Source organism: Thauera sp. (genome assembly GCF_034003485.1).
GTDB lineage: Bacteria > Pseudomonadota > Gammaproteobacteria > Burkholderiales > Rhodocyclaceae > Thauera.
Genome location: NZ_JAVEYL010000021.1, coordinates 54,422 through 72,068 on the forward strand (window position 1 = coordinate 54,422; position 17,647 = coordinate 72,068).

The following is a 17,647-nucleotide window of genomic DNA, read 5'->3' on the forward strand; positions in this document are numbered from 1 at the left end:
CAACGGTGCATGAGCTTTGCGTGGCGCATGGCGGGGTCAAGCCCGAAGGCAGCGGGGCCTTCAGCTCGACCCCGCCGAGGTGCTGCAGCACTACGCCAGCGTGCTGGCCTGCAAGCTGATCGCCACGCTCCACCCGGGCAGCATCCACGGCGAGCCCGACGCGCAGGCGCGGTGCCTGGCGCGCATCGTCCAGTACGTCGACGACAACACCCGCCAGACGTTCGGAATCCTGCCATCGACGAGTCTCAAGGCGCGCCAGGATCAACACAAAGGCGATTAGGGAGAGGGTGCCGCCTGCGGCTTGGCTGGGGCGTGCTTGTAACAGTGTCATTTTTACGCCGCAGAATGGGGATAATTGTGGCAATGCAACATCGCCTCGCCCGCCCTTGAATCCCGATACTCCGAACCATGAGCCGGCACCCGCGCCGCCATCGGGACGCAGTCCGTTGCGCCCCGGGCGCCTGCTCGCTGCCGCCATTGCAATCGTGCTGCTGGTGGCGAGCGTGGCGGGCGGCCTGCTGCTGTGGCACGAGATGAAGACCTCTCGGCTGCAGGCGCGTGAGATTGCACGCTATGCCGCGCGTCTCGACTACCAGCGCGTCGCCGGCCCGAGCGACGCGATCCGCTTTCCGCCCCACGGCCCCTTCGATCAGCGCCTCGGCTATACCGAGCTGCCGCGCTTTGCCGAGCGCCTGCAGGCGCGTGGCTTCGCGCTCACCGAGCAGGTGCGCTTCAACGACGCGCTGATCGAGCACGTCGAGCACGGCCTGTTTCCGCCCTACGCCGAGAAGACGCGCGCCGGGCTCGACGTCTTCGACTGCCGTGCCCAGCCGCTGTACGGTTTCCGCTATCCCTGGCGCGGCTATGCGCGCTTCGAGGACGTGCCCCCGATCGTCGCCCAGGCCCTGCTGTTCATCGAGAACCGCGACCTGCTCGATGAATCGCGACCGACGCTGAACCCGGCTGTGGACTGGGTACGCTTCGCGCGCGCGGCGCTCGGTCAGCTCGGGCGCATGGTCAATGCCGACCTCGATGCGCCCGGCGGCAGCACGCTCGCCACCCAGATCGAGAAGTACCGCCATTCGCCCGGCGGCATAACCCTTGATGCGCGCGAAAAGCTGCGCCAGATGGTGTCGGCCTCGGTGCGCGCGTATCGCGAGGGTGAGCAGACGCTGCCGGTGCGTCGCCGCCTGGTGCTCGACTACCTCAACACCGTGCCGCTGTCGGCCGCGCCCGGCCATGGCGAGGTCAATGGTCTGGGTGACGGGCTGTGGGTGTGGTTCGGCGCCGATTTCGAGCGCGTCAACGCGCTGCTGTCGGCGCCCGAGGGCGAAGGTGCCGCGCGCATCGAACAGGGCAAGGCACTGCGTCAGGTGGTTGCGCTGATGATCGCGCACCGTCGGCCGTCGTGGTATCTCGCCGGCGGGCGGGCAGAGCTCACCCGCAGCACCGACTCCCACCTGCGCCTGCTCGCCGACGCCGGGCTGATCAGCGCCGCGCTGCGCGATGCGGCCCTCGGCCAGCCCCTCCTCTATCGCGACCTCGCCGCCAACCCGGCGGTGGTGCCGGCCAGTCCGGGCAAGGGCACCACCGCGGTGCGCGCGCGCCTGGCCGGCATGCTCGGCACCTCGCTGTACAGCCTCGACCGCCTCGACGCGCAGATGGGTACCACGCTGCACGGCGGGCTGCAGCAGGCGGTGAGCGGCTACCTCGGCCAGCTCTCCGACCCGGCGTTCGCGCGCAGTCAGGGGCTGATCGCCGACCGCATGCTGCATCCGGCCACGCTCGGCGCCGTACGCTACAGCTTCACGCTGGTCGAGCGCACCGAGGGTGGCAATCGCGTGCGCGTGCAGACCGACACCACCGACCAGCCGCTCGACATCAACGAGGGCAGCAAGCTCGAGCTCGGCTCCACCGCCAAGCTGCGCGTGCTCGCGACCTACCTCGAGATCGTCGCCGAGCTCCACGGCCGTCTCGCGGCGCTCGACGTGCCCGCGCTACGCACGGTGGACGTCGATAACCACGACCGCCTCACGCGCTGGGCGATCGACTACCTCGCCACCACGGCGGACCGCAGCCTGCCGGCGATGCTCGAGGCCGCGCTCGAGCGCCGCTACTCCGCCAGTCCGGGCGAGGGCTTCTTCACCGGCGGCGGGCGCCACACCTTCGGCAACTTCAACGCCAGCGACAACGCCCGCGAGCCCACGCTGCGCGAGGCGCTGCAGGCCTCGATCAACCTGCCCTTCGTGCGCCTGATGCGCGAGATCGTGCGCCACACCATGTACCAGGTGCCGGGCAGCACGGCGCGCCTGCTCGAGGACAACCAGGATCCGCGCCGCGTCGAATACCTTGCCCGCTTCGCCGACCGCGAGGGCCAGACCTTTCTGCGCCGCTTCTGGCGCAAATATCAGAATCGCAGCGCGGAGGAAATGCGCTCGATGCTGCTCGACGGCCTGCGCCCGGGCGCCGACCGCCTGGCCGCGGTGTTCCGCTATCTCGAACCCGAGGCGCCGCCGTCCGCGCTCGCCGCCTTCCTCGGCCGCCGCCTCGGCGACGCGCAACTGAGCGAGGCGCGCATCGGCCAGCTCTATGCCCGCCACGCCCCGGGCGCGTTCGATCTGCCCGACCGCGGCTACGTCGCGCGCGTGCATCCGCTCGAGTTGTGGCTGGTGGCTTTCCGCCTGCAGCATCCGGACGCGAGCCTGGCGGACGCGGTGGCGGCGAGCGAGAAGGAGCGCCAGGAGGTGTATCGCTGGCTGTTCCGCACCCGCGCCAAGGGCGCGCAGGATTCACGCATCTTCACGCTGCTCGAGGTCGAGGCCTTCCTCGACATCCACCGCCGCTGGGCGCGGCTGGGCTATCCGTTCGGCCACCTCGTGCCCTCGCTGGCGACCGCGCTCGGGAGTTCGGGTGACCGGCCCGCGGCGCTGGCCGAGCTGATGGGCATCATCATCAACGATGGCCGCCGCCTGCCGACGCGGCGCATCGACAGCGTGCGCTTCGCGGCCGACACGCCCTACGAGACCGCGTTCGCGGTGCGGCCCGCAGAGGGCGAGCAGGTGATGGCGCCAGAAGTGGCGCAGGCCCTGCGTGGCGCGCTGTCCGATGTGGTCGAGGGCGGCACCGCGCGCCGCCTTGCCGGCGCGTTCACGCTGGCCGATGGCACCGAGCTCGTGCTCGGCGGCAAGACCGGCACCGGCGACAACCGCATCGTGGTCAAGGGCCGCGCCGGCCTGGCCATGAACCGCACCGCGACCTTCGTGTTCTACCTCGGCCCGCGCCACTTCGGCACGCTCACTGCCTATGTGATCGGCCCGAACGCGGCGAGCTATCGCTTCACCTCGGGGCTGCCGGTGCAGATCCTGAAGTCGATGGGGCCGCTGCTGCTGCCGCATCTGGAGGCCGATGCGGAACTGGCCTGCCGGCCCTTCGAGAATCTGCCCCTGCCGACTCCTCCGGTGCCGACGTTACCGGAGGAACCCGAACTCGAGGATCTGCCTGAGCTTGAAGAGGTGCCGGAAATCCAGGACGAGCTTGAGGCATGAGCCTCAATCACCCACCGGCCGGAAGTCCTCGCGCTCGGCAATGAAGGGCGGTCGTGGTGGCAGGCCGCAGAAGGGGGCCTGCGGCCGGTTGTCCACGCTGTTGAACACAATGAAGACGTTGCTGCGCGGCAGCGGGGTGATGTTCGAGTTGGAGCCGTGCATCAGGTTGCAGTCGAAGAAGGTCACCGAGCCAGCCGAGCCCTTGGGTGCGACGATCCCGCCTTCGGCGACGAGACGACCGAGGCTGTCCTCGTCCGGAACGCCGTATTCCTGCCTGCGCAGCGAGGCGACGTAGTGCGCCTCCGGCGTTTCGCCGACACAGGCGACGTACTTGCGGTGTGACCCGGGGATCACCATCAGCGGACCGTTGTGCTCGGTGTTCGGGGTCAGGCTCACCGAGCAGCTCAGGGTGCGCATTGCTGGCAGGCCGTCTTCCACATGCCAAGTCTCGAAGTCAGAGTGCCAGTAGAACTCGCGACCGCGAAACCCCGATTTGTAGTTGATGCGCGATTGATGGATATACACGGGTCCGCCGAGCAATTGGCGGGCGATCGCGACGAGGCGTGGGTGCATGCACAAACGGCGCAGGACGGCGTTGTGCTTGTGGATGGCGAAGATCGAGCGCAGCTCGCCGCTGTCGGGTTCGATGATCGCTTCTGGAGCCCGGCACTCGGATCGGCTATCACGCAGGCGCGCGAGCTCGTCCAGATAGGCTTGTATTTCATCCGTGCTGAAGAAGGACTCGAGGCTCAGGAATCCTTCCTTTTCGTACAGGGTCAGGCGAGCCGAATCCAGCGGGCCGTCCTCGGCGCGGCCGTAGACGATCGGATCCTGGCGCTCGAGCACCGAGGGCTCGGAGCCAATGCGTGACGGGTAGCGGTCGGTTTGGCCGGTAGCGGTCTGGATCGGGTAAGTCATGGGCTAGGCCTCATCCTGAGGCGCGACGCAGGGTCGTGCCGTTTCAAGTAAAAAAGGGCACCGCAGCGGCGCCGCGATGCCCGTCCCGAGGCGGGGCGTGCTTAGCCGGCGGTGGCGAGCATGTCCGTCGGCGCGGCGTAGGCACCGGTTTCGTCATGGACCTCGTGGCCGGTCAGCGGCGGGTTGAAGACACACACCATGCGCATGTGTGTGCCCTTGTTGGCGCGCAGGATGTGGCGATCGTGCAGGTTCAGCGCGTACAGCGTGCCGGGGCGGATCGGGTGCACGGTGCCGCTGGCGAGGTCCTCGATCTCTCCTTCGCCTTCGATGCAGTACACCGTCTCGAGGTGGTGGCGGTACTCCATCTCGAGCTCGGCGCCTTGCTTGATCAGGGTGTCGTTTACCGAGTAGCCGAGCTTGTCGCTGGCGAGGATGAAGCGGCGGCTGGCCCACTGCGGGGTGTCGACATCGGCCGACGTGCCGATGAGTTGGTCGAGATGCTTGACGATCATGCGGTTCTCCGTTCGATTGCGCGTCGTGTGGCTCAGGCCGCGTTGCGGGTGTCGCCCTTGAGGGTCGCCTTGAGGGCCTGCTCGATGATGTCGAGGCCGTGGGCGAGCTCTTCCTCGCTGATGGTCAGACTCGGGAGCAGCTTCAGGACCTCGTCGTTGACGCCGGCGGTTTCGATGATCAGGCCGCGCTCGAAGCAGGCGGCGGAGATCTGGCTGGCGAGCTCCGTGTCCTGGAAAGCGACGCCAAGAATGAGTCCGCGGCCACGCACCTCGCCCTTGACCCCGGTGTTGCGCAGCATCTTCTGCAGGCGCTCGCGAGCCAGCCGTCCCTTTGCCAGCACCGACTTTTCGAACCAGCTGTCCTGCCAGAAATCGAGCGCGGCGGCGCCGGTGACGAAGGCCGGGCAGTGGCCGCGGAAGGTGCCGTTGTGTTCGCCTGGCGCCCATTGGTCGAGCTCGGGCTTGAACAGCACGAGGGCGAAGGGTAGGCCATAACCCGACAGCGACTTTGACAGGGTGACGATGTCGGGGACGATGCCTGCTTCCTCGAAGCTGAAGAACTTGCCCGTGCGCCCGCAGCCGACCTGGATGTCGTCGACGATCAGCAGCACGCCGTGGTGCGCCGTGATCTCGCGCAGACGGCGCAGCCACTGCGGGCTGGCGACATTGACGCCGCCTTCGGCCTGCACCGTCTCGAGAATCACCGCGGCCGGGGCGTCAAGCCCGCTGCCGTCGTCGATCAGCAGGCGCTCGAGGTAGTCGAGGGTGTCGATGTCATCGCCCATGTAGCCGTCGAAAGGCACTGCCATCGTGTGGTTCAGCGGCACCCCTGCGCCAGCGCGCTTGAAGCCGTTGCCGGTCACCGCCAGCGAGCCCAGGGTCATGCCGTGAAAGGCGTTGGTGAAGTTGACGACACGCTCGCGCCCGGTCACCTTGCGCGCCAGCTTGAGCGCGGCCTCGACCGCGTTGGTGCCGGTCGGGCCGGGGAACTGCATCTTGTAGTCGAGGCCGCGCGGGGCGAGGATCACCTGCTGGAAGCGCTCGATGAAGTTCGCCTTGGCCTCGCTGTACATGTCGAGGGTGTGGGTGATGCCGTCGGCGGCGATGTAGTCGAGCAGCGCCTGCTTGAGCTTGTCGGGGTTGTGGCCGTAGTTCAGCACGCCGGCGCCGGCGAAGAAGTCGAGGTACTTGCGGCCCTCGTTGTCGCTCATCCAGGCGCCCTTGGCGGATGCGAACACGGCCGGGAAATTGCGGCAGTAGCCGCGTACTTCGGATTCATGGCGTTCGAATACATTCATGTGTGCTTTCCTGTCGTTTTGATTGTCGGGCGGGTTTCAGTGTGTCGAGCAGGGCCTGAGCGGTCCGATGCGAAGCAGCGGTTCTGCGCTGTGCGGGTGGGGGAAATGCTCAGCGGTAAAGTGCTGGGTTATTTCGCAGGGAGCGCCGGCGCGGCGGGCAAACCCTGCAAACAGGCGGGCGGAGGGCACGTTGTCCTCGGCGACAGTGGCGGTGAGCCACTGCGCATCGACGTTCGCTGGCAGTGCGAGCCAGCGCTCGAGCAGTCGAGTGCCGAGTCCCTCGCCCTGGAAGCGGGCGTCGATGCCGATCTGCCAGACGAAGGCGGCGGCAGGGGTGCGTGGTGGGCGGTAGCCGATCACGGCGCCGATGATCTCGCCGTCGCGCTCGGCAATCAGGCAGGTGTCGCCGAAGTCGGCGGCGAACAGCAGGTAGAAGTAGGCGGAATTCCGCTCCAGGGTGCCAGCGCGTCCTACCAGTTCCCATAGGGCGGCACCGTCGCCATGGTGGGCGGCGCGGAAAGTTGTCGTTTCAATGACGTTGGAATTGCGTGCGTTCAAGAGTCGTCCTTCGCGGGCGGGGCAGTGCGGGATCGCCACGGGGTGGTGGCGCGGTCTGCCTGCGGCGAGGAGCCGGCAGGCGGCGCACGTTGGCTACGTGCGCAGATGACGCCGCGGCAGAGGACTCAGGGAGGAAGCGGTTGGTCGCTGCGGCGACCATGGAGATCGAGACGAAGCGCACCAGCGGATGGCGGTGTTAACGCGGTTCGGCCGGCGCAAAGCGTATCCCGGGAGAGAGCAGGGGTGCACCGGTCGGCGCCGGAGAGGGCGAATTGGGCGTGGCTGCCCAAGGTTTGTCTGTTTGTGAGGGTCTCGGTCATCGGTATGCAAAACACGCCGGTCACAAGGGTTGGCGTGTTTGCTTAAATTTAATTTGTACAAAAGTATATAGGTTTGGGCAGGGGGTGACAAATCCGGCTTGAGTCCTTTGAGCAGGCACCGGGCGTGCGTGGCGAAGCCGACTTTGATCGGCTCAGGGCCCTCGGGGCTTGCTCAAAGGCGAGATAGGGCTTGCCGCCGATAGCCGCGCCTGGGCGGTCCGGTTCAGCTCCGGCGCCCGTGTCTGCAGGAAGCGCAGGAAGGCGGCGGCAAGGGGGCTGAGGCGCTTGCCACCGGGGTAGACCACCTGCCATTGCGACAGCACCGGCGTGTCAACGACCGCGAGCACGGCGATCCCCTCGTCGGCCGCGTGCGCGAGCGCGTGTGCGGAAAGCACCGACAGCCCCAGTCCGCCCGCCACCGCCTGCTTCACCGCCTCGTTGCTGCCGAGCTCCAGCCGCGGGCGCAGCGTGACCCCGTGCTCGGCGAAGAAGTGCTCCGCCGCTTGGCGCGTGCCCGAGCCCGGTTCACGCAATACGAACTCCTCATTCTCCAGTGCCCGCGCCGGCAGCTGCGCATGCCCGGCGAACGCATGGTCGGCGGGCGCGATGACGACCAGCGGGTTGCTGAGAAAGGGCGTGGCCACCACCGCTGGCGCCTCGGGCGGGCGGCTCATGATGTAGAGGTCGTCGAGGTTGTCCGCCAGGCGGCGGATGACCGCGTCGCGGTTGAGCACCACCAGCGACACTTCCACCGCCGGGCGCTCGCGGCGGAAGTCGCCGAGCAGGCGCGGGATGAAGGTCTCCGCGGTGCTCACCACCGCCAGACGCAGCCGGCCGACCACGTCGCCGCGCAGCTCGGCCAGGGTCTCGTCGAGGTTTTCGAGTTCCTGCTCCACGCGTGCGGCGGTGCCGAGCACCACGCGCCCGGCGGCGGTGAGGTGCAGCTTGCGGCCGACGCGCTCGAACAGCGGCAGGCCGACCTGTTCGGCGAGCTGGCGCAGCTGGGTGGACAGCGTGGGCTGGGTCAGGTGCAGGCGCTGGGCGGCGCGCGAAACGCTGCCCTCGCGCGACACGGCGAGCAGCAGGCGGAGCTGGTGGAAGGTGAGGCGCATGGGTGGGGTGCGGCAACGGATGGGTAATATATAGAGTTAAGTCTATGTTAACGACAAAAACAAAGCATTTTTCTGGATGTGTGCGCTGCGGCAAAATGCCTTCGTTCCAGCTATCCGGCAGCGCCCGCCGCTCGCCGCCACGCTTTTCGCCCCTGCAGCACGGGGCCATGCATTCCAGAGGAAAACAAAAAATGGTCGATGCCGTACCTTTCTTCTTCGCCCTCGGCGCGGTTGCCTCGCTCGCCCGCTCCGGCCTGCGCCTGCCCGCCGCGGTCTTCGAGACCCTGTCCATCTACCTGCTGCTGGCCATCGGCCTCAAGGGCGGGGTGGAAATCGCGCGCTCGGAAAGCGCCACGCTGTGGGTCGATGCGCTGCTCGCGATCGGCCTCGGTGCACTGATTCCGCTGCTGGTGTTCCCGCTCTTCCGTTTGCGCTTCGCGCGTCCGGATGCGGCCTCGCTGGCGGCGCACTACGGCTCGGTGAGCATCGTCACCTTTGCGGTCGGCGTGACGGTGCTGGGCGGGCGCGGGATCGAAGTGGAAGGCCACCTGGCGCTGCTTGCCGCGCTGATGGAGGCGCCGGCGCTGATCGTCGCCACGCTGATCGCGCGCTGGGGAGTGAAATCGGCCGACGGCAGCTCCACCGCCGGCGCGCTGGTGCATGAGGTCTTCGCCAACAAGAGCGTGGTGCTTCTCGGTGGCGGCATCCTGATTGGCTGGATCGCCGGGCCGCAGGGTCTGGAGCCGCTGTCGCCGCTGTTCGTCGATCTGTTCAAGGGTGCGCTGTGCCTGTTCCTGCTCGAGATGGGCCTGATCGCCGCCGACCGCCTGCCCGACCTGAAGAAGGCGGGGCTGTTCCTCGTCGGCTGCGGACTGGCGCTGCCGCCGGTGCTGGCGCTGGCCGGCTGGGGCGTGGCGCAGGTGATGGGCCTGGGCGTGGGTGGCACGGTGCTGATGATGACGCTGGCCGGTAGCGCGTCCTACATCGCCGCGCCCACCGCGATGCGGATCGCGGTGCCCGAGGCCAACCCCGCGCTCGGGGTGGCGGCAGCGCTGGCGCTGACCTTCCCGTTCAACCTGCTGGTCGGGATTCCGCTGTATCTGTGGTGGGCGCAGAAGATGGCGGGGGTTTGAGCAGTGCGCCGGGGTCGGCGGGCTGCAGTGCGCCGGGCGCTGCGTCGTCGCCGCCAGCGCTGGGGGGGGCCTCCAGCGCTGGCTCATCGGCCCCGAGCACGTCCGCACCGTCGTCCGGGTCTGCACTCTCGGGCCCGCCTTCGCCACCTTCAGCCGCCGGATCTTCCGGCGACACCATCTCCAGCACCGTGGGCGAGGTGCGCATCATCGGGGTGAATTGGGCCGGCTCGTCCACGATCTCGTCGGCGCTGCGACGCGACAGGACGAGGGCGAACAGCGCCAGCGGCAGGAAGGCGATCCCGAGGTGCAGCGGCAGCGCGATCGCGCCAACCCAGCCCATCAGCGCGCCGGCAATGGCCGGACCGGCGGCGGCGCCTACGCCGTGCAGGAAGAGCACGCCGGTGTTGCCCGCCAGGATCTCGTCCTGATGCAGGTGGTCGACCAGGTGGGCGACCACGATCGGGTAGACCGCGAACGCCATGCCGCCGTAGATGAACAGACCTGCGAGCGGCAGGTAGGGCAGATGGCCGAACGTGGCGACGACGACCCCCGCCAGCGCGGCGCCGAAGGCGGCGACCGCGAGCGCAACGCGGCGATCGCGGGCGTCCGAGAATAGCCCCATCGGCCACTGCAGCAGCGCGCCACCGACGATCGCGGTGGTCATCAACAGGCCGATGCCCGACGCGTCGAGGCCGATGCGCTCGCCGTACACCGGGGTCAGGCTCCAGAACGCGCCCATCGACAGCCCTGACGACAGCGCGCCGACAAAGGCCGCCGGCGCTGCACGCCAGATCAGACGCAGCTCGAGCTTGGCCTGATTGCCGATCTGCGGCTGCGCAAAACGCGTCATCGTCACCGGCAGCAGCGACAGGCAGACGAACATCGCGGCGACCGCAAACAGGGTGAAATTGGCCGGCGTGTCCAGGCGCAGCAACTGCTGGGCACTGGCGAGTGCGGCGAGGTTGACGACCATGTAGATCGCGAACACCTGGCCGCGGCGCTCGGGCGCGGTGCGGTCGTTGAGCCAGCTCTCGATTACCGCATAGAAGCCGACCAGGCCGACGCCGGTGAGCACGCGCAAGCCCATCCAGAACCACGGATGGACCACGATGGCATGGAGCAGGATGCAGCAGGCGACCGATGCGCCGAAGAAGGCGAAGGCGCGGATGTGGCCCATGCGCCGGATCAGCCGGGGCGCGACGAAGGTGCCGAGGAAGAAGCCGAGGAAGTAGGTCGAGCCGATGAGGCCGAGGGTGTTGGTCGAGAAGCCTTCCAGACTGCCGCGCAGCGGGATGACCGTGTTGATCAGGCCGGAGCCGAGCAGCAGCAGGGCAATGCCGGAGAGCAGGGCGCCGATGGGGATGATGGTTGGGAGCATGAGCGGGACTTTGAATGTCGTCCGCACCCATCAGCGGGCGCGGCACCTCGAAAAACTGGGAAAACATTTGCGCCAAATAGTTTAATCGAGGCGCCGCAAGCGGGACGCATCCCGCACGCGTCGCGCTGCGCGCAGGACCGGCGCCGCAGTCAGCCGAAGCTGGGCAGGCTGGGCCGCGCGATCGGTTTGCCGGCGGCAGCCCAGGCATCGAAGCCGCCCGCGATCGATTGCACCCGCACATAGCCCATCTCCTGCATGGCGCAGGCCGACAGCGCGGCGCGGCCGCTGGTCTTGCAGTACAACACCACCCTGAGGTCGCGCGCATCCATTTCGGGGGTGCTGCTGAGCTTGAATTCGAGCAGACCGCGCGGGACGTTGATCGCGCCCGGGATGTGGCCGGCGGCGAATTCGTCGGCTTCACGGACGTCGATCAGCACGTCAGCGTCGCGAATCGCGGCTTCGGCGGCGTCGATGGTGATTTCGTTCACATGGGTCTTGGCGGCGCTGACGAGGTCGAGTGCGGTTTTCATGGAGACTCCTTGTCGGTCGGAAGGGGGAAGGCAAGACGTTTATACTAGCAACCCCGCCGCCGCCGGCTTGTCAGTGTGCGGGCGATTTGCTAAAAATAGGCAGGCCGTCAGCGGCCAATCCGGATCCGACGCGGGGACGACCCCGCCCGCCATGCGCAAGAACGCAGCGACTGTCGGTTTTCCACGGGACGCCCCGTGCTGATCGACGCCCTCCGGGGCTCGCTTTCCTTGCAGGATTCCAAGGTGTCATCCAAACCCAAGCTTCGTTCCGTGGGCGATCGCCTGCGCCAGATCGCCCTTTTCGAGGTCGGCGGCCTGGTGCTGATCACGCCGCCTTTCGCCTGGCTCAGCGGCGTGCCGATCTCTGAGTCGCTCGGCATGCTGGCGCTGCTGGCGTTGATCGCCGCGGTCTGGAATGGCTGCTACAACACCGGCTTCGACTGGGTCGAAGGCCGCGTCACCGGGCGCACGGCCGACCGCCGGCCCTTCCGGCTGCGCTGCCTGCATGCGCTCGGCTTCGAGACCGGCCTGCTCGTGCTGACCCTGCCGGTGATCATGTGGTGGACCGGCATGGGCTGGCTCGACGCCCTGATCGCCGACATCGGCCTGGCGATCACCTACACCGTGTATGCGCTGCTGTTCAACATGGGCTATGACCGCGTGTTTCCCATCCAGCAGGCGCCTGCACGGACCGCGGACCGGATGAGGACCGAGCGGGCCGATGGCGCATTGCCGGCCGAGCGCTGACATGGATGCGGCAGCGGATACTCGCGGGGCGGAACTCACCCGCTTCAACACCTTCGGCCTGAGGGCGCGCGCGGCGCGGCTGGTGCATGTGCGCGACGCCGACCAGGCACGCGCACTGGTCAATGAGGCCGACTGGGCGCACACGCCGCGCCTCGTGCTCGGTGGCGGCAGCAACGTGGTGCTCACCGGCGACTTCGCCGGCACCGTGCTCAAGGTCGACCTGCCCGGCCGCCGCCTGCTGCGCACCGAGCCCGACGCCTGGACCGTCGAGGCCGGCGCCGGCGAGAACTGGCACGACTTCGTGCGCTGGACGCTGGCCCAGGGCTGGCCGGGGCTGGAGAACCTGTCGCTGATCCCGGGCACGGTGGGCGCGGCACCGATCCAGAACATCGGCGCCTACGGGCTGGAGATCGTCGATCGCTTCGACTCGCTCGAAGCGATCGACCTCGACACCGGCGCGTGCCGCAGCTTCGGCGGGCACGACTGTGCGTTCGGCTATCGGGACAGCGTGTTCAAGCGCCAGCCGGGGAAATGGCTGGTGACCGCGGTGCGCTTTCGCCTGCCGCGGCCGTGGCAGCCGGTCACGCGCTACGCCGACGTGGCGCGCGAGCTGGCGGCGCGCGGCATCGGTGCGCCCGGCGCGCTCGACATTTCGGATGCGGTGATCGCGATCCGTCGCCGCAAGCTGCCGGACCCCGCCGAGATCGGCAACGCCGGCAGCTTCTTCAAGAATCCGGTGGTCGCGGCCGAAGCCTGCGTGCGCCTGCTCGCCGCGCATCCGGCCATGCCGCACTACCCCCAGCCCGATGGCCGCGAGAAGCTCGCCGCTGGCTGGCTGATCGAGCAGGCCGGCTGGAAGGGGCGCGACCTCGGCCCGGTGGGCTGCTATGAGCGCCAGGCGCTGGTACTGGTCAATCGTGGGGGTGCCAGCGGCGCCGACGTGCGCCGCATCGCCGACGCGATCATGGCCGACGTCGAGCGCGCCTTCGGCGTGCGCCTGGAGCCGGAGCCGGTCTTCGTCTGATCAGCTCACCTGGTCGGGCGGCCGCTTGCCGTCGAAGAAGGCGACCAGGTTGTCGACCACGCGCATGCCCATGGCCTCGCGGGTCTCGCGCGTCGCGCTGCCGAGGTGGGGCAGCAGCACGACGTTTTGCAACGCCAGCAGGCCGGGGTGGAGCTGCGGCTCGTTCTCATAGACGTCCAGACCGGCGCCGGCGATGCGGCCGTGCTGCAGGGCATCGACCAGCGCGGCCTCGTCCACCACGTCGCCGCGCGCGGTGTTGATCAGGAAGGCGTGCGGCGGCATGGCGGCCAAGCGCGCGGCATCGATCAGGTGGCGGTTGGCGCCGCCGCCGGGGCAGTGCAGGGACACGAAATCGGCCTGCGCCAGCACGTCCTCGATGCGCGCACACGCGGTCGCATCCAGTCCGGCCAGTTGCGCGGGCGCCACCGCGCTGCGGTTGAAATACACCACCTTCATGCCGAAGCCGTGCTGGGCGCGGCGGGCGACCGCGATCGCGATCCGGCCCATGCCGATGATGCCGAGGGTCTTGCCGCTGAGCCGGGTGCCGACCAGATGCGTGGGGCGCCAGCCGCTCCATTGCCCGGCACGTACTTCGCGTTCGCCCTCGCCGGCGCGGCGCGCCACCATCAGCATCAGGGTCAGCGCGAGGTCGGCGGTGCAGTCGGTGAGCACGCCGGGGGTGTTGGTGACGACCAGGCCGCGGGCGCGTGCGGTGTCGAGGTCGATGTGGCTGTAGCCGACGCCGTAGTTGGCGAGGATGCGGGCGCGCGGTGCGTCGATCGTCAGCACGCTGGCGTCGAGCCGGTCGGACACGGTCGGCAGCACCGCATCGAAGTCGCGCAGTGCAGCGCGCAGTTCGTCTGCAGAAAGGCGGTGATCGTCGGTGTTGAGCGTGGTGTCGAACAGGGCACACAGCCGGCGCTCGACGGCTTCGGGCCAGCGGCGGGTAACGAGGAGGCGGGGGAGGAGGCGGGACATGGCGTAGGGCTCCTGGGGCGCGGAGCCCGAAGCTTAGCGCGCAGCCGCAGCCATCGCAGCCACCCTTGCGTGCGCCGCGCGGGTCCGATCTAGATGACCAGGCGCGGGTGTTCGATGATCGTCTGGTAGACGAAGGCCTTGACCACCATGTGGTCGCTCGGCTGCAGCTCGTGGAAGTCCACGCCGTACTGGTAGCCGATGCCGTCCTCGTCGGGGTCTTCGACGACGTTGCGCAGGCTCGCATCGAGCGCGAGCCGGGTGTCTACGCCGTGCAGTGGCAGCTCGAATCGCAGCCGGACCGGACTGTCGCGGTCGCCGATTGCGGCGCGCGTGCGCAGCAGCAGGCCGCTGGCGCTGATGTTGAGGATGGTGCCGGGGGTGGCGTCTGCGCCGCGCTGCTCGACGTCGACCGAGACCGGCCGCTCCGTGCGCACGCGCGTGGCTTTGCGGATCACGCTGCCCTGGATGATCTCGGGGAAGCTCAGGTGGACGTAATGGAAGGGCAGGCGGCATGCGCGCAGCACCGACGCACGAAAGGCAAAGGCGTTCTCGCGCGAGAACACGCGCACGACCACGACATCGTTTTCCACGAGGTCGATGCGACGCTTGCCCGCCAGTGGCGCGGTGACGAGGATGCTGCGTTGATCCACGTAGCCGATCACGCGCACGAAGGCCCTGCCCATGCCCGTGCCCGCAGGACATTCCACCTGCAGGCGGTCGCCGACGGTGAGCTGCATGTCCGCGAAGCTGAAGCCCTTGCGTTCCGTGGTGGCTTCAGCGCTGGCGTTCCCATTCCGGGGCAGGGTGTTGGTCGTGTCGGTCATGGTTTTCGCTTGTTTGCCAGCGTTCGGTCGTCCGCGCAAGGCACCTGGCTAGATGTGTCGGGGTCTTCTGCCTGTGGATGCTGCGCTGCAAATGGAGCGCGTCTTTGCCCCGTACGTCTCCGGTGGGCGAGGAACGCGCCGGCCGGGGGCGAAGAGGCGCGACATCGGGAGCCGCGACACCGCCGTCATTGAAGCGGGCGCATTGAGTGCGCGCAAGGTCATATTCCACGCCGCCGAGGCAGGGACATCGAATTCGCGTGGGTGGGGGCCGTGCAGCATCGGGCTGCCCGGCGCTGGGCCGGCTGTCGATGCGGCTCAGCGGCGATCGATCAACTCGGCGTAGCTGCGTGCCAGCGCGGCGGCGAGCCGCGCCGGATCGTCGACGATGCGGTAGCCCGCATGGCCGAAGATGCGGCGCACATCGGATTCGGAGCCGCGGTCCAGGCTGAGGCAGAAGCAGCGCACGCCCTTGCGTTGCGCCTCCACCACCGCGCGCGCGGCATCCTCCACCAGATGGCGGTCGTCGAACACGTCGATGTCCGACGGTGCGCCATCTGACAGCACGAGCAGCGTTCGCTGCGCGCTGTCCTCTTTCGCCAGCCGCGCCGTCGCGTGGCGCAGCGCCGCGCCCAGGCGGGTGGACAGGCCACGCCGCGCGGCGGTGAGCACCATCGCCGGGCCGGCCGGAACGGGCTGCCCGAAGTCGAGCAGGCGCAGGTAGTTCACCGCCTGCCTCCCATCCGAATCGAAGCCGGCGACCTCCAGCCTGTCCTCACGGCCGCGCAGCGCACCCATCAGCAGCGCGGCGGCCTCGCGCTCCAGGTCCAGCACGCTGCGTCCGCAGGGCTGCAGGTCGGCGGTCGAGGCGGACAGGTCGAGCAGCAGCAGCAGGCTGGTGCGCGGCACGGCGCGGCCGTTGCGGCGGAACAGGCGCGGATCGGGTGCCAGCCCCAGCCGGCGGTCGATGAAGACCTCGGTGGCGGCGTCGAGATCGAGTTCGTCGCCTTCCCACTGGCGGCGGATGCGCTGGCTGCGGTCGAGGCGGCGGCTGCGCGCCAGCCGCAGCGGGGCGCGGGCGGGCGGCGGTGTTGCGCCGGCAAAGGCCGGCGGCACGGCGCGTTCGATCACGGTGCACCAGTTGGCGCGGGCGCGCTCCATGCGGTAATGCCATTCCGGGTAGTCGTGGCGGGCGAGCTCGGGCAGCGGCACCGGGTCCGGGGTCTCTTCCGGCGCCTGCGGCGGCGCGGGCTGGGTCGCGCCGCTCGGTGGCGGTCGGCGCAGCGTGGTTTCGGCCTGCTCGGCGTCGGCGCCGTGCGCCCACAGGTGGCTGTTGTCGTCGTGCCAGGGCAGGGGCGGGGCGTAGGTCTGCAGGTTCATGCGCACGCGCAACTGGCCGAGGTCGTTGGCCAGCACCGACACCATCTCGCGCAAGGCCTCGGCATCGTCCAGCTGCGCGACCTGCGCCTCGAACAGCGCGCGGCCCTTGCGCACCCAGGCGTTGTCGTCGTCGGCCTGCGGATCGAGCAGCACGCGTTGCAGGCGCGCGACCATCGCCCCGAAGCCGACCTGCGGCGGTTCGGGCTGGCTGCGCAGCAGGCGGCGGAACAGGCGCGTGAGCCCGGGGTGGCGCTGCATCAGCAGGCGGTCGACGCGCACGTCCTCGATGGCGCCGGCCAGCGCCAGGCTCATCGGCTTGCGCTTGCCTGCCGGCTGGCGGCGCGGCGAATGGCGCAGGTGGCCGATGGCGTGCAGCGTGGCGGCGAGGTGGAGGTCGTCGGCAGGCATGGCCCACGCCGGCGGCGCCTCGGGCAGCAGCAGGGTGGCGCCGTGCAGCACCGGGCGCGGCGCGGGGCCGTCCTGCGGCGGGCGGTCCAGTGCCTGCACGTCGCCGTCGTCGATGCCGAAGGCGTGCATCACATGGCCGAGCGCGGCCAGCCGCGGAGCGAGCTTGTCGATGCCCGCCACAGGCCACCACGCCGCGGGCAGGTCAGAAGGCCGATTCAAGGATGGCCCCCAGCGCACGCTGCATGTCGGGGTCGTCGGTGATCGGGGCGGTCATCGCCATGCGGCAGCTGTCGAGGGGCGGCAGGCCGTCGCGGATCAGCACGCCGGCGTAGATCAGCATGCGGGTGGAGATGCCCTCGTCCAGCCCGCGCTCGCGCAAGCGGCGTGACTGGTGGGCGATGTCGACCAGGCGTGCGGCCAGCGCGCGGTCGATGCCCGCCTCGTGGGCGACGATGTCGGCCTCGGTCTCCGCCGCCGGGTAGTCGAACTCGAGCGCGGCAAAGCGCTGGCGGGTGGATTGCTTGAGGCTCTTGCTGTGGCTCTGGTAGCCAGGGTTGTAGGACACGACGAGCTGGAAGTCGGGATGCGCGGCGACGATCTCGCCCTTCTTGTCCAGCGGCAGGATGCGGCGGCTGTCGGTAAGCGGGTGGATCACCACCGTGGTGTCCTGGCGTGCCTCGACCACTTCGTCCAGGTAGCAGATGGCGCCGTGGCGCACGGCGGTGGTCAGCGGCCCGTCGTGCCAACGCGTGCCGTCGGCGTCGAGCAGGTAGCGGCCGACGAGGTCGGCGGCGGTCATGTCCTCGTTGCAGGCCAGGGTGATCAGCGGCTTGCCGAGGCGCCAGGCCATGTATTCCACGAAGCGCGTCTTGCCGCAGCCGGTGGGGCCCTTGAGCACCAGCGGCAGGCGGTGGGCGTAGGCGTGCTCGTAGAGGGCGATCTCGTGGCCAGTGGGGTGGTAGTAGGGCTCGGCGGGGATGCGGTA

The 17,647-nt window shown here is 69.1% G+C and carries 16 protein-coding genes; 5 read left to right on the forward strand and 11 right to left on the reverse strand.

The window, feature by feature from the left end:
* The first annotated feature begins 79 nt into the window (after positions 1-79).
* Positions 80-280: a hypothetical protein gene (locus RBT54_RS12875; protein ID WP_320367472.1), complete on the forward strand. Its 201-nt coding sequence runs from the start codon at positions 80-82 to the stop codon at positions 278-280.
* Between the two features lie 166 nt (positions 281-446).
* Positions 447-3,545 carry a transglycosylase domain-containing protein gene (locus RBT54_RS12880; RefSeq protein WP_413788449.1) on the forward strand — a complete coding sequence of 1,033 codons (3,099 nt, stop codon included), beginning with the start codon at positions 447-449 and terminating at the stop codon, positions 3,543-3,545.
* 3 nt (positions 3,546-3,548) lie between these two features.
* Here RBT54_RS12880 and thpD read toward each other — a convergent pair whose 3' ends face one another.
* From thpD to RBT54_RS12905, 5 genes are all read right to left on the reverse strand, one after another.
* Positions 3,549-4,463: an ectoine hydroxylase gene (gene thpD / locus RBT54_RS12885; protein WP_320367473.1), complete on the reverse strand. Its 915-nt coding sequence runs from the start codon at positions 4,461-4,463 to the stop codon at positions 3,549-3,551.
* A gap of 101 nt (positions 4,464-4,564) precedes the next feature.
* Positions 4,565-4,975, reverse strand: a complete 411-nt coding sequence (locus tag RBT54_RS12890) for an ectoine synthase (RefSeq protein ID WP_320367474.1) — start codon at positions 4,973-4,975, stop codon at positions 4,565-4,567.
* 32 nt (positions 4,976-5,007) lie between these two features.
* Positions 5,008-6,273, reverse strand: coding sequence for a diaminobutyrate--2-oxoglutarate transaminase (gene ectB / locus RBT54_RS12895; protein WP_320367475.1), 1,266 nt, complete (start codon positions 6,271-6,273; stop codon positions 5,008-5,010).
* Between the two features lie 36 nt (positions 6,274-6,309).
* Positions 6,310-6,831, reverse strand: coding sequence for a diaminobutyrate acetyltransferase (gene ectA, locus RBT54_RS12900; protein WP_320367476.1), 522 nt, complete (start codon positions 6,829-6,831; stop codon positions 6,310-6,312).
* A 472-nt stretch (positions 6,832-7,303) separates the two neighbouring features.
* Positions 7,304-8,263: a LysR family transcriptional regulator gene (locus RBT54_RS12905; protein ID WP_320367477.1), complete on the reverse strand. Its 960-nt coding sequence runs from the start codon at positions 8,261-8,263 to the stop codon at positions 7,304-7,306.
* 191 nt (positions 8,264-8,454) lie between these two features.
* On the opposite strand from RBT54_RS12905, the gene RBT54_RS12910 reads away from it, so the two are divergent.
* Positions 8,455-9,396 carry a sodium-dependent bicarbonate transport family permease gene (locus tag RBT54_RS12910; protein WP_320367478.1) on the forward strand — a complete coding sequence of 314 codons (942 nt, stop codon included), beginning with the start codon at positions 8,455-8,457 and terminating at the stop codon, positions 9,394-9,396.
* Here RBT54_RS12910 and RBT54_RS12915 read toward each other — a convergent pair.
* Entirely contained in the window at positions 9,335-10,774 is a 1,440-nt protein-coding gene (locus RBT54_RS12915; protein WP_320367479.1) for an MFS transporter, read from the reverse strand. The genes RBT54_RS12910 and RBT54_RS12915 overlap by 62 nt on opposite strands.
* Before the next feature lie 149 nt (positions 10,775-10,923).
* Positions 10,924-11,304 (reverse strand): rhodanese-like domain-containing protein, encoded by a 381-nt coding sequence (locus RBT54_RS12920; RefSeq protein ID WP_320367480.1) that lies wholly within the window; start codon positions 11,302-11,304, stop codon positions 10,924-10,926.
* A 243-nt stretch (positions 11,305-11,547) separates the two neighbouring features.
* Between RBT54_RS12920 and RBT54_RS12925 the strand changes: the two genes are divergently transcribed.
* On the forward strand, positions 11,548-12,051 hold the full coding sequence (locus RBT54_RS12925) for a PACE efflux transporter (RefSeq protein ID WP_320367481.1): 504 nt from the start codon (positions 11,548-11,550) through the stop codon (positions 12,049-12,051).
* A gap of 1 nt (position 12,052) precedes the next feature.
* Positions 12,053-13,075 (forward strand): UDP-N-acetylmuramate dehydrogenase, encoded by a 1,023-nt coding sequence (gene murB / locus RBT54_RS12930; RefSeq protein ID WP_320367482.1) that lies wholly within the window; start codon positions 12,053-12,055, stop codon positions 13,073-13,075.
* On the opposite strand, the gene RBT54_RS12935 is transcribed toward murB, so the two are convergent.
* The 4 genes from RBT54_RS12935 to RBT54_RS12950 form a co-directional block, all read right to left on the reverse strand.
* Positions 13,076-14,053 carry a D-glycerate dehydrogenase gene (locus tag RBT54_RS12935; RefSeq protein WP_320367483.1) on the reverse strand — a complete coding sequence of 326 codons (978 nt, stop codon included), beginning with the start codon at positions 14,051-14,053 and terminating at the stop codon, positions 13,076-13,078.
* A gap of 89 nt (positions 14,054-14,142) precedes the next feature.
* Positions 14,143-14,877 (reverse strand): flagellar brake protein, encoded by a 735-nt coding sequence (locus RBT54_RS12940; protein WP_320367484.1) that lies wholly within the window; start codon positions 14,875-14,877, stop codon positions 14,143-14,145.
* Between the two features lie 315 nt (positions 14,878-15,192).
* Entirely contained in the window at positions 15,193-16,881 is a 1,689-nt protein-coding gene (locus tag RBT54_RS12945; protein ID WP_320367485.1) for a VWA domain-containing protein, read from the reverse strand.
* The coding region (locus tag RBT54_RS12950; RefSeq protein WP_413788450.1) for a CbbQ/NirQ/NorQ/GpvN family protein at positions 16,865-17,647 on the reverse strand (783 nt) is incomplete at its 5' end. The genes RBT54_RS12950 and RBT54_RS12945, both read right to left, overlap by 17 nt.

Bases quoted from the DNA above. Each gene is read 5' to 3' on its own strand.
- thpD (WP_320367473.1), bottom strand. From the start codon at position 4,463: ATGACTTACCCGATCCAGACCGCTACCGGCCAAACCGACCGCTACCCG.
- RBT54_RS12890 (WP_320367474.1), bottom strand. From the start codon at position 4,975: ATGATCGTCAAGCATCTCGACCAACTCATCGGCACGTCGGCCGATGTC.
- ectB (WP_320367475.1), bottom strand. From the start codon at position 6,273: ATGAATGTATTCGAACGCCATGAATCCGAAGTACGCGGCTACTGCCGC.
- RBT54_RS12905 (WP_320367477.1), bottom strand. From the start codon at position 8,263: ATGCGCCTCACCTTCCACCAGCTCCGCCTGCTGCTCGCCGTGTCGCGC.
- RBT54_RS12910 (WP_320367478.1), top strand. From the start codon at position 8,455: ATGGTCGATGCCGTACCTTTCTTCTTCGCCCTCGGCGCGGTTGCCTCG.
- RBT54_RS12915 (WP_320367479.1), bottom strand. From the start codon at position 10,774: ATGCTCCCAACCATCATCCCCATCGGCGCCCTGCTCTCCGGCATTGCC.
- RBT54_RS12920 (WP_320367480.1), bottom strand. From the start codon at position 11,304: ATGAAAACCGCACTCGACCTCGTCAGCGCCGCCAAGACCCATGTGAAC.
- murB (WP_320367482.1), top strand. From the start codon at position 12,053: ATGGATGCGGCAGCGGATACTCGCGGGGCGGAACTCACCCGCTTCAAC.
- RBT54_RS12935 (WP_320367483.1), bottom strand. From the start codon at position 14,053: ATGTCCCGCCTCCTCCCCCGCCTCCTCGTTACCCGCCGCTGGCCCGAA.
- RBT54_RS12940 (WP_320367484.1), bottom strand. From the start codon at position 14,877: ATGACCGACACGACCAACACCCTGCCCCGGAATGGGAACGCCAGCGCT.